Origin of the sequence: Sphingobacterium phlebotomi (assembly GCF_008180195.1) — a bacterium.
GTDB classification, from domain to species: Bacteria; Bacteroidota; Bacteroidia; order Sphingobacteriales; family Sphingobacteriaceae; genus Sphingobacterium; species Sphingobacterium phlebotomi.
The window spans coordinates 419352-431826 of record NZ_VTAV01000003.1 but is presented as its reverse complement, the minus strand read 5'-3'; the positions used below and the strand labels follow the sequence as shown (position 1 = coordinate 431826).

Genomic DNA, 12475 nt, shown 5'->3' with positions numbered 1-12475 from the left:
TCTGTTGACCGGATCGTCAGTAATATGTACTGTACGGCCCGGACCGAAAAAATTGTATCTTCTACAGCTCTCCCCCTCTAAAAAGGGTCCTGCTGCGCTACATGATCATATATCCTTAAAGAACTTGTTCGCCCCCGCTTCGCGCTTCGGCTCTATATATCTATACCGCTACGCGGCAGTCGATCTCTTATTTTTCACCCCCCGTTCCCGAAGGGACTGCAAAGGTAGGAAAGTTTTCCGGAAAAACAAAAAAATATTTTCTTTTTCATCCTCCCTTACGGATACCCCTAAGGTAACCTCCCCTCCCTCGCGGAGTGGGGCAAAGGTAGAAAAATTAATCACATAATCCAACCAATTTCTCCAATGTTAGCATCAAACAGTATACAACTTACTGCAAACGTGGTCGATAATTTTTTCTTCAGCTCAGAAAACATGCCTTTTCAGCTAACCATCAACGACCTTTCACATTTGGTAAAAACCAAGTCACTACGCCGATCAGCGGAAGATAAGCACAGATTTGATATATGTATTCAATACTGGTACGATCGGCTAGCCAACCCAAGAATGCGGAGCCCAGCCCTGCGATTCCAAAAGCAAAGCCAAAAAACAGTCCCGCAATCATACCCACTTTACCAGGAACCAAATCGGTGGCATACACCAAAATAGCGGAAAAAGCAGAGGAGATAATTACGCCAATAATGATCGCTAATATAACTGTAAGCGTCAAGCCGACGTGAGGCAGCAATAAGGTAAAAGGAGCTGCGCCCAAAATAGAAATCCATATAATGAGTTTACGCCCATAACGGTCACCTAACGGACCTCCCAATATTGTTCCCACCGCGACTGCCGCAAGAAACGCAAATAAATAAAATTGTGATTCTTGAACACTAACCCCAAATTTACCTATCAAATAAAAGGTAAAATAACTCGTCATGGATGTCATATAAATATACTTCGAAAAAATCAGCACAAGCAAAATGACAATAGAGCCTATCACCTTCCCACGACTCAATACGTAAGTAGGATTGATCGGGCTCTGCTCTTCTACTCTTGGCACGCTCTTCTGTCTCGCCCTTTCTTGTATATTCCCTTTATACCATTTTCCCACCACGGATAGCAGTAAAATCCCGACAATAGCAATTAAACAAAACCACTGAATATGGCGCTGCCCGTGAGGCATAATAATTAAAGCCGCCATTAACGGACCTACAGCACTGCCTGCATTTCCACCCACCTGAAAAATGGATTGCGCGAGTCCCTTCTTACCTCCCGAGGCAAGTTGAGCGACACGGGAGGCTTCTGGATGGAAAACGGACGAACCAATCCCAACCAAACAAACGGAAAGGAGAACAAACAAAAAGTTCGAAGCCATAGATAAAGACATCAACCCAACTAATGTAAATCCCATACCAATGGCAAGTGATTTTGGGTTTGGCCTCCTATCTGTATAGCGTCCTACAAACGGCTGTAATATAGAAGCGGACAATTGAAAAGCCAAAGTGATAAGACCAATCTGCGTGAAATTTAAGTTGAAATTCTCTTTTAGCATTGGATAAATCGATGGTATAACTGCTTGCAATAAGTCGTTGATAAAGTGTCCAAAACTTATTGCGAATAAAATACTATACACCGTTCCTTTTACCACCGGATGCGTTGATGATCTTATTGCTGTTTTCATATTTATTCTCTCTTTACAGATCTACATGTATTAAAATTGAATGCGATTTACAAAAAATTAAGGACACTCGTCTATTTTTTGGGTCACAATTCCCCACCTCATACGAAGCCTACATTCTATAAAAATTTTGGCATAGAATTTGTTTAAACCTTAGCTCATAATTTAGGTTAATAATTGGTTTGGAAGCCCTGAAGTCGCCCGACTCCGGGGCTTCTTTTTTATGTCTTATGCAATATTTGGCCAATCTGCTCCTGCAATACCGGCACTGCCTCTTTCTTAAACCATTGATTTTTTGACATCCAGATAAAATTTCTTGGTGAAGGATGTGGTAACGGAAAGTACCTCGGCAAATAGTTTTGATAGTTTTTCACAGTCTCCGTCAACGTCTTATACTTCTGCCCCTGGAGATAATAAGATTGTGCATATTGGCCTATTAACAGTGTTAGCTTAATATTTTGCAATTGTGCCAACACACGTTCATGCCATATAGGCGCGCACTCTATGCGAGGGGGCAAATCTCCGCTTTTTCCCTTTCCGGGGTAACAAAACCCCATTGGTATAATAGCGAAATTCTCGGAATCATAGAATGCTTCCTCCGTAACACCTAACCAAATTCTAAGCTCTTTTCCACTTTGGTCATCCCAGGGCACACCCGATAAATGTACTTTCTTGCCCGGCGCTTGTCCTATAATCAAAATTTTTGAACGATTGTCAATTGTCAGCACGGGGTTACTTCCCGCAGGCAGTTTTGATTCACAGACCGTACAACATTTTATCTCTCTATATAATGCCTCGGTTTCCTCATTCATATCTGTACTTATTTCCCCTATTCATTATCTAGCCCAACACGACATCCAACGACATCATCAAAATAAATCCCCCAATAAAACCTAAGGTTGCCCAATCCGAATCTTTATTCTGTTGGGCTTCGGGAATTACCTCCTCCACCACGACAAACATCATCGCGCCAGCGGCAAATGCCAGTGCATATGGCAATAATGGTGTAAAAAATGCTACCGAGAACGCACCCAATACTGCGGCTATGGGTTCCACAATAGCGGAAAGTTGTCCATAATAAAAACTCTTCCGTCGTGAAATTCCCATACGACGTAATGGCATAGCAACAGCTATGCCTTCGGGGAAGTTCTGAAGTCCTATTCCCACAGCCAAGGCCACAGCCCCACCGATGCTGGCTTCAGGAACACCCGCTGCAACCGCCCCAAACAAAACACCTACGGCAAGCCCTTCTGGAATATTATGCAATGTTATGGCCAATACCAATAATGTCGTTTTCTGCCAAGGCGATTTTACACCCTCGACTTGCTTAAAATTAACATGAAAATGCGGCAATAATTTGTCGAGTGCAAAAAGAAATCCCGCTCCCATTAAAAAACCTATAACAGCAGGCAACACTTGCATAAATCCATCTCCCTCACTCATATCTATTGCAGGGATCAATAGACTCCATATACTCGCCGCCACCATAACACCCCCTGTAAAGCCAAGCATCGAATCGAGAAAATTACGATTCATCGTCTTAAAGAAAAAGACAAATGCCGCGCCTAAAGCCGTAACCAGCCAAGTGAAAGTGGACGCATACAATGCTGCTAATACAGGATTTATTTCCGAAAGGTAGTTAATAACATGATCCATTATTTATGCTTTGGGGTATTTCATGCACAAAGTTAATACAAAAATAAAACTTTCATGAATACTCATTCAGCAACAGTGACGAAATAGCTCATGAAAATTCTTGACGGAAAGGTGATAACCATCATTTTTTAAAAAAAATCCTGAAGCGGGGAACTCCAGGATTTTTCTACTAACCAATTATTAATTAACCTAAATTATGAAAAAAATTACTCTATTGTTATTCTTAAAACGCACAACCCGATGCTTTATTTTTTCTATACGTCCCATTTAACATCTTTTAACGATTAACTGTCCCTTAGGAAGCCATTTCTTTCCTTGGAAGGATAAAAAAAACATACTTGATAATGCCCTATTATTTAAGAACAATTTTATTACCCCTTATATACAATCTCTATTTATCCAATTTATCAAAAACGGAATTTTGAGATATAAATTCAGGGACAATAGCTTTTAATTGACGAACAACTTCCAAATCAGCGTGTTCTGCTGATGATATTTCACTGTGTTCGACGAGTTTACATAATACCCCAATCTGTTCTCTTTTCATCAACAGATCTTTTGTGCAAACTTTTGCTATCATAATTTTTGGATGGTGGGTCTTGATCGTATTTTCGTTGTTTGCCAAGAGCTCTTCATATATTTTTTCACCGGGGCGCAATCCGACAATCTTAATATCGACGTCTTGTGGGTAACGATACCCTTTTAATTTAATCATGCGTTTGGCCAGATCTATGATTCTGACCGATTTCCCCATATCAAAAACAAAAATTTCTCCTCCTTTTCCCATAGTCCCGGCTTCGAGAACAAGTTGGCAGGCTTCAGGAATAGTCATAAAAAACCGTGTGATATCCGCGTGAGTTAATGTTAGTGGTCCACCCTTGGCTATCTGCTTTTCAAAAAGGGGAATGACCGAGCCGTTAGATCCCAATACATTTCCAAATCGTGTAATAATAAAGTTGGTATCACTCTGTTCATTGCAAGAATTTACATAGATCTCCGCAGCTCGTTTTGAGGCTCCCATAACGTTTGTAGGGTTGACAGCTTTATCTGTCGAGATCATTACAAACTTATACACATTATAGTCCATCGACAAGTCTGCCATAATGCGACTGCCATATACATTTGTCCAAATAGCTTCGTAGGGATTTGCTTCCATTAGCGGCACATGTTTATACGCTGCTGCATGAAAAACCACATCTGGGCAATGCGTTTCAAATATACGTCGCATAAAGGTTTTGTCACGCACGTCTCCTACAACAAAATACGCCTCATTGGGATTAGAAGTATGGATAGTTTGCTGCACATCATACAATGCGGACTCCGCTTGATCTAGCAGAATAATTCTTCTATAAGGGAGAATAGCAATCTGCCTCGCGAGCTCGCTTCCAATAGAGCCTGCGGCACCCGTTATCAATATCGTTCGTCCCTTTAATTCTTTTTCTACAACAGGATTATCCAATTTAATGGGTTTTCTTCCCAAAAGATCTTCAATTCGTAATTGACGGATTTGTCGTTTACCTCCTCCATTGAGCAAAGAACGACCGGGCTGCATAATTTTAAGTTCGATATTCAAGTTATGAAAATGGTCAGTCACGCGTGAAAGACGCTCCGGATCATCATTTTCAACAGCAATAATGACTTCGTCAATATCGTTTTTTCGCACAAAATTTTGATCGATATCGGTGATATGTAAAATTCGTATCCCTCGTGAGTTTTTCCCTACCCTATTAGGTTTATCTTCTACAAAAGCAATGACTTTGTTTTTCGATCGAATATCGTCTTGCAACATAGCATAGGCTACCAAACCGGGTCTGGACGCACCAAAGATCAGGACGTGCCTGCTTTTCCTTTTTGTAAAAAACAGTAATTCATAAATCTGTCTATAGACTACCCGCGCCGCAACCAACATCACCATCGTGAAAAAGCCATGCGAAAAAACCACAGCATAAGATAGACGGAGATACTCTCCCCATATCGAATCCTTCATCGTGGTGGAACGAACCAATAAGGTAACAAGAAAAAGTATCATACAGGCTAACCAAACCGTTTTGAAAATACGGATGGCTTCGCTAAGACCAGTATGCCGCACAATTTCGCGATAGGTCTTCATGGAGAGAAAAGAAATCAGATAAACTAACAGGACTAGTATGCTGTGCTTAAACATCAAGCCTATGTCGAATTTCCCTAAAAAGCTATTTAAAATAAAATTGAACGCTACATAGCATCCAAACACGATAATAAGGTCAATCAATAAAATAACCCAGCGCGGGTTATCCTTCCGCAACTTCTTCTTCAGTACATTCAAATCCATCCTTGGATAGTCTAGTTCTATTATTTTATTAAAATAAAATTTCTTCTTTAAATCCAGTTTTCTTCATATAGCATATCCCCATTATGGAAGCATTCGTAGAATGGGGCCCGGCATTTTAATCTGTTCTGAGAACGCAACTAATCGTAGCATTTTAAATACACTCCCGTCCTAAAACCCGTCCGCCGTATTACATCTACCTTAGATTAACCGAGTCTGTGTAATGTCAAAAGCTCGACTATTAAAATAAGTACAAATAAAACTAAAACCCAAAATGTACGCGCTGCAAACGGCACACGATCATATTTATTCCTCAACTTGTTCATGTTCTTTCCATCATTATATGTTACTCCGCTAATGAGCCCCAAAATTATTTTCAATAGTAGTTGCCTCTCTATATTCAAGAAGTATGCCGAATCAACAGTTAAAATCATAACCGCCCCTTTTTGTAAAAAAGATGTGATAGAGCATGAAATAATTTGGAGAGAGAAGAAAAACACCATACATTTGCAGTATCATAATTTAGGTTTATAATTGGTTAGCTAAAGGTTTTCATTCTCCCCGTTTGAAAACCTTTTTTTTATGCCTAAACTGATTTAAATTTATGCGTACAGATGGATACCGAATTTATGATTCAGGAAAAACAAAAGTAGCCTGATAGGATACCTGCTGTATAATAATCTTAGTCGCCAGTGGCGGTAACAGCGCTCTGCTATCGAATAATTCCGTTTCTTGATAACGCGTGGCAATAGACAATTTAATTTTTCGAAAATGAGGAGCAAAAGTTTGTCGTACCAGTTCCACGCTATTATTCTGCCCAGAAAGATGTCCTAATATCAAATGCCGGAGACGGCATGTCCGGTATTTCAAAACGGTTTCCAGTGCGGTATGGTTAGAGAGATGCCCCCAACCATTTCGTATTCTGTTTTTCAAAAAGAAAGGGTAGCTTCCGGTATCCAACAACTCTTCATCATAGTTTGCTTCCCACAAGAGGATATCCGCCTGCTGAATAACGTGCTTCACGTTATCACAAACACGGCCAATATCAGTTAGCACCCCAATATTGGTTTCTCCATCTGAAACCAAAAAGCTACAAGGTTCTTGTGCATCATGGTACTTGGGAACACCGCAAATCGTCAAACTACCAACCTCTATCACTTCATCTCGACGAATAATGTGTACTAAATTTTCAGGTAGTTGCAATCGAGATCCACGGTATGAACCGATAGTCATATATACGGGAATTTGATACCGTTTACAAAAAACGGCTAGCCCACGGATATGGTCTGTATGTTCGTGCGTGATGAATATTGCTTTGATCGTCGTAGGAGCGATCCCTAAATTAGCCATACGCAACTCGACATGCTTCGCATTGATCCCCACATCAATCAAGATAGCATTTTCTGCATTGGCGATGTAATAGCAATTACCATTACTCCCGGAAGCTAAGGCACAATAATTCATACAAAACAAATATAAACACTTCGCCTAACATTCTGGTAAACTCAGTGGCACTTTAATAGCCAATCCGCCATCCGCAGTTTCTTTATACTTCACATTCATATCCTGTGCCGTCTCCCACATTGTGCTGACTACTGCATCAAGGCTAACCTTTGCCTTATCAGGATTCGAGTTTAATGCCAATTGAGCGGCAGTGATGGCTTTGACGGCCCCCATTGTATTTCTTTCTATACAAGGTATTTGTACTAAACCTCCGATAGGGTCACAGGTCAATCCTAAATGGTGTTCCATCGCAATTTCCGCCGCCATTAGTACTTGACGTTGCGAACCACCCAAACATTCTGTCAATGCACCCGCCGCCATGGCGGACGATACGCCAATTTCTGCTTGACAGCCACCCATTGCAGCCGAAATTGTTGCTCCCTTTTTAAAAATAGATCCAATTTCAGATGCCGAAGCAATGAACTGCATAATTTTCTCCTCCTTATAGGCATTGTGAAAGGTAATATAATACTGCAATACGGCGGGAATTACGCCAGAAGCACCGTTAGTAGGCGCCGTGACCACTCGCCCGAAAGAAGCATTTTCCTCGTTGACCGCCAGGGCGAAGCAACTTACCCAATCCAGAATATAGTTAAAATCTTTTCCTCCTTCGCGTATGGCATCTACCCACGATTCGTAATTCTGATATATCCTTTCTTTCAACAGGCGTTTATTCATCTTGGAGGCACGCCGCTCTACATGCAATCCACCGGGAAGTACACCTGAGGTATGACAACCTTTATATATACAATCCTTAATCGTGTGAAAAATTTGCATGATGCCGCTTCTGGTTTCTTCTTCGGGTCGCCATGCCAGTTCATTTTCCATCACTAACTCCGAAATTTTCAATCCCGTCCGCATGCACCACGTCATGAGCTGCTGAGCCGTATCCACAGGAAATGCCAAATCAACTTCCTGTAAAACACCAGCTGTGTCGTTTTCCTGCACGACAAAACCTCCTCCAATGGAATAGTAGGTTTCAGATACAGCAATACCATCGGTTAAAAATGCTTGAAAAGTCAGGGCATTGGGATGAAAAGGTAAGCTTTCGGTATAGAGAAACAACAAGTCCGTCGCGTAAGAAAAATGCACGGTATGCTCCGCGCCCAGAGCCAGTTGTCCGGACGATTTGATTTCCTGCACCTTCGGCATCACCCGATGTACATCGAATGTAACGGGATCATCGCCACTGAGCCCTAATAACACCGCGATATCAGTGCCATGCCCCACGCCTGTTTTCGCTAAAGAACCATACAATAAAATGTGGATACCCTCCACCTTTTGAAGTATCTCCCGATCTTTCAGTACATTTATAAAGCGTTGTGCAGCGCGCCAAGGACCAAGGGTATGCGAGCTTGATGGCCCGATACCGATCTTAAACATATCAAAAATGGAAATTTGTTCTTTAACCATTGCCAAAATTTAAGCTTCACAAAGCTATCGTTTAAAAAGCAATATCCTAAATGAATCATCTTAAAAATTAAGACAATTCATTTAGGATATTTTAAGGTTTGAAGGCTTTGCTTATTACTTTCGTATTTTCAGCTTATCCTTTTTTTGCTAGGTCAATTTTGGTTTCCATTTCGTTCACTATTTTCTCTACATCGTCACTGCCTCCCGAACTTTGAAAACGGATAAATCCCTCTTTATCAATCACTACTTTTGTTGGAATACCTTTTACACCATAAGCGGTTACGGTGGCTTTTGAACGATCTTTCATCTCATCAAACAATACGTTGAACGTATAGTTATTTTCGTTCATGAAATTATCCACCAACTCCTTATAGTTTTCCTCCGATTGCCAGGTGTCAATGAATAAAAACTCTACTTCGGGATCGTCTTTGTATTTGTTGACTGCCGCCTGCATACCAGGGAATGATATTTTACATGGCCCACACCAGGTTGCCCAGAAATCCAACACAACAACTTTACCTTTCATATCTGCCAGGCTGACGGTTTCTCCATTCCGGTTTATTAATGAAAAAGCAGGTGCTTCTTCTTTGATCATTTCCGACTTGTACTTCGCCACTAATGCCTCTTTCGCTTGCTTTTCTATCGACGTCAGATAGTTCTCAAAATCACCTTTATTACCATTCAGTTTAGCATAAAGAGAGGACATCAATTCCGAGAAATCTGCTCGCTTACCGTTTTTCACCATATATTCCTGCAACAGTAAAAACGCATCCAGCTCCTGGCCTTGTTTAGCCAATCCTTCTGCCAGTGCCAACGATGTTTCGGGAGATGGTCGCGAAGCATGCACTTTCTGCAAGACCTCAACGGCCCTATCCGTCTCTCCGTCTGCTAGCAATGCGCCACCATACTGTTGTGCAATACGTCCATCATACTGCGCTACCCGTTTTGTGTCCATATTCGCATCCACCGCTTTCACAGCAGCCTGTGTTTGGGCATACCCTTTCTCTAATAACGGAAGAGCCCGACGATGTTGTTTGTTCTTTAAGAGCTCTTGAGCTACATCTGAAATCATATGGATACGAATGGAGGGCATTTCAATCATTGCCACGTATTCATTCATTTTCTCTAGATTGTCCTCTTTCGCATAACGAAGACCTACATAATAAGCTGCAAAACCATAGATGGTTGGGTTATCTTCGTCAAATGCTTTGGGAGGATACTGTTTGATCCACTTTTGGTACTCCCTCTCGAGCTCCTCGGCATCTGCTCCCTCATTTCTAAAAATAGCATCCGCTGCATTACCACGTGCAGCCATCCCCTTCGGGAAGCGTTTCAATATACTTTCGTTTACTTCCTCTGCCCTTTCGGTGTCGCCTGCCGCCTCATATGCACGGACAGCCAGGCTAACAAAGTGCTCATTCTTGCTTTTCGCCATCGCCTCAGCTTCTTGTTTCAATTCTGCTTTCGACGCATCGTCACCTTTCTGACTTAGTGCTCTGACGTGCTTGGTGAGCTCTTCTAACGTTACTCCTTTTTGCTTGGCCATCTGCGCTTGCACAGATGCGGAGTATAAAGCCGCACCCAATAAGACCACTGTTATTATTCTTTTCATATCATTGTTATTTAGTTTATAACCCTATTCCCCATCACCATAAGCAAACCGCTTGTTGACAGTTACCGGTAATTTGCCTTGCGCTTTGGCCTGTCCTAGAAGAATCTTCAGAGCTGCTTTTTGCATGAAATGATCGTTTTGATAGGCGAAGATAATACTGCTGCTCCGCTCAATAGACAAATTATCCATTACATAGGGGTTGGTAAACATTACCGTAATAGTTCTTCTGCCTGCTATTCGATCGATGAATTCCCGTATCTGCTCATTTACCTTAATTTCACTTCCCGGACGCGCACGATTATCATGTATCGCTAAAATGATTTGTGGGCTCCGACGAACTTCCTTCAACAGCTCTTTCATTTCCTCTGCCGTTTCCTTTCCGGTAATCAAAAACTCTTTTTTATCAGATAGTTGCACCGCCAAGCCTTTTTCAAAGTCTTGCGGTTGATTTATACCGATGGATACGACAGCTGTTTCAACCCTTTTATCAAATGACCGTATACGTCTATCGGATTTCAATACAGTAACGGCAGCATCAGCCAAACGCTGTACCAAGGATTTTGATGCAGGTGTATTTAAATCATTCACCAGATTCATCGTATTAACCGGTCGATATTGGTTTAATCCCAACCAATATTTTGCAGCGAGTACACGTTTTACGCGCTGATCTAGTTCTGCCTGTTTTATACGTCCGCTTTTCACGGCCTTTTCAACCAAGCCGATGGCACGCGCGCTATTTTCGGATATTTCCAACAGGTCATGTCCTGCCTCAATCGCCATTACATCTGCTTCTCCATTGGGGAAAAACTTCTTTACACCCTTCATATCCATCGCATCGGTCACTGTTAGCCCATTAAAACCTAATTCCTTCCGCAAAAGGTCCGTCACTACCTTGCGTGAAATAGAAGAAGGTATATTGGGCTTTGCATCCAGCGCAGGAATATTCATGTGAGCTACCATTATCGCTGGTGCCCCCTGTTGAATCAGTTCCCGAAACGGGAAAATTTCCAAGCTGTCTAATCGTGCTTTTGAAAAATTCAGTTGTGGAAGGTCGTGGTGAGAATCGACGTCGGTATCACCATGTCCTGGAAAATGTTTTAGGGAAGCTATGATTCCGCCATCAACCATACCGTCCATATACGCTTTCGCTTTGCGTGTTACGTTGTGTTTATTATCCCCAAAAGAACGGAAGTTAATGACAGGATTTTTAGGATTATTATTGATATCAACCACCGGAGCAAAATTGAAGTGCATACCAATACGGTGAAAATCTCGCGCTACTTGGCGCCCCATTTCATAGATAAGCTTTTCGTTTTGTATAGCGCCCAAGGTCATTTGATAAGGAAAGGAAATAGTGGAGTCAGGAAGCCGCATACCAAGTCCCCATTCACCATCAAACGTAACGAGTAAAGGAACTTTTGTTAGCTTTTGGTATTGATTGAGCATATCGGCATGTCGCACTGGTCCTCCTTGGAATACGACCAAACCACCTAGTTGTTCTTTTTGAATCACCTGAGCAACCGAATCCATATAACGCTGCCCGAGATTGGTATGAGCACGAACTAAAAAAAGCTGTGCAATACGTTCTTTGGGTGTAAGTTTTTGAAACACGGAATCAACCCACGCATGTTGGCTATTGATAAATGGAACGAAATCAGGTCTTTTTTGCCCATATACACTTATTACAAAAAACGCATAAAAAAAGAGGAGGGAGTAGAGATTTTTTATCATAATAAATTATATTTCTTTTCTAATAGTTGAGCGAGTTCCACGCCATTATCAATATCGCCGTTGGCTTCTTTTTTCCAAAGCATATCTATGATAAGCAATAGAAATTGCGTTTCCAATTCAGGGTTTTCATACCCTAATTCAGAAAAAGCCTTGACCAAAACAGGCTGTACGGGCTTCATAAACTGTTCATGTTGCTGCTTGGAAAAACTATTGTGCGACAGACGTTCTTGTAATTTCCAAAAAAGGGGCTCATCGGCAACCAACTTGTTCGGTAGAAAAATCATATTTTTCAAAAACTCCTTTGGGTTTTTGTAAGTCATCATCCCGCGGTGATGTGAGAGCACCCTCCTATAACCCGACTTAATAATATGTGCCAACAAGGAATCCTTATTTCCAAAATGCTTAAAAATGAGCGCTTCCGACACCTCTGCTCCCGAAGCAATTTCTTTTGTCGACGTATCCACATAGCCCTTCGTGGCAAATAAGGAAAGGGCTACTTTCATTATCTTCTCCTTGCGGCTCAATGTCGTCTCTTTCATGTAATACTATACTATTTTTAACAAAGATACTATTTTTC

9 protein-coding genes are annotated in these 12475 nt (G+C 41.5%); all 9 read right to left on the bottom strand.

Going from position 1 to position 12475, the window contains the following annotated elements:
- Positions 1-451: 451 nt before the first annotated feature.
- The gene (locus FXV77_RS08065; protein ID WP_148918698.1) at positions 452-1678 is read right to left on the bottom strand and encodes an MFS transporter; all 1227 of its coding nucleotides are present in this window, start codon (positions 1676-1678) and stop codon (positions 452-454) included.
- 218 nt (positions 1679-1896) lie between these two features.
- Positions 1897-2487, bottom strand: coding sequence for a uracil-DNA glycosylase family protein (locus FXV77_RS08060; protein WP_148918697.1), 591 nt, complete (start codon positions 2485-2487; stop codon positions 1897-1899).
- Between the two features lie 28 nt (positions 2488-2515).
- On the bottom strand, positions 2516-3331 hold the full coding sequence (locus tag FXV77_RS08055; protein ID WP_222867736.1) for a ZIP family metal transporter: 816 nt from the start codon (positions 3329-3331) through the stop codon (positions 2516-2518).
- Between the two features lie 391 nt (positions 3332-3722).
- Complete coding sequence (locus FXV77_RS08050; RefSeq protein WP_148918695.1) at positions 3723-5642, bottom strand: polysaccharide biosynthesis protein; 1920 nt, start codon at positions 5640-5642, stop codon at positions 3723-3725.
- 624 nt (positions 5643-6266) lie between these two features.
- The gene (locus tag FXV77_RS08045; RefSeq protein ID WP_148918694.1) at positions 6267-7103 is read right to left on the bottom strand and encodes an MBL fold metallo-hydrolase; all 837 of its coding nucleotides are present in this window, start codon (positions 7101-7103) and stop codon (positions 6267-6269) included.
- A gap of 24 nt (positions 7104-7127) precedes the next feature.
- A complete protein-coding gene (locus FXV77_RS08040; protein WP_148918693.1) occupies positions 7128-8555 on the bottom strand; it encodes an L-serine ammonia-lyase in 1428 nt (475 codons plus the stop codon).
- A gap of 133 nt (positions 8556-8688) precedes the next feature.
- Positions 8689-10167, bottom strand: a complete 1479-nt coding sequence (locus FXV77_RS08035; RefSeq protein ID WP_148918692.1) for a TlpA disulfide reductase family protein — start codon at positions 10165-10167, stop codon at positions 8689-8691.
- 24 nt (positions 10168-10191) lie between these two features.
- Complete coding sequence (locus FXV77_RS08030; RefSeq protein WP_148918691.1) at positions 10192-11898, bottom strand: glycoside hydrolase family 3 protein; 1707 nt, start codon at positions 11896-11898, stop codon at positions 10192-10194.
- On the bottom strand, positions 11895-12437 hold the full coding sequence (locus FXV77_RS08025; RefSeq protein ID WP_148918690.1) for a TetR/AcrR family transcriptional regulator: 543 nt from the start codon (positions 12435-12437) through the stop codon (positions 11895-11897). The genes FXV77_RS08030 and FXV77_RS08025 overlap by 4 nt, the downstream gene beginning before the upstream one ends.
- Positions 12438-12475 lie beyond the last annotated feature (38 nt).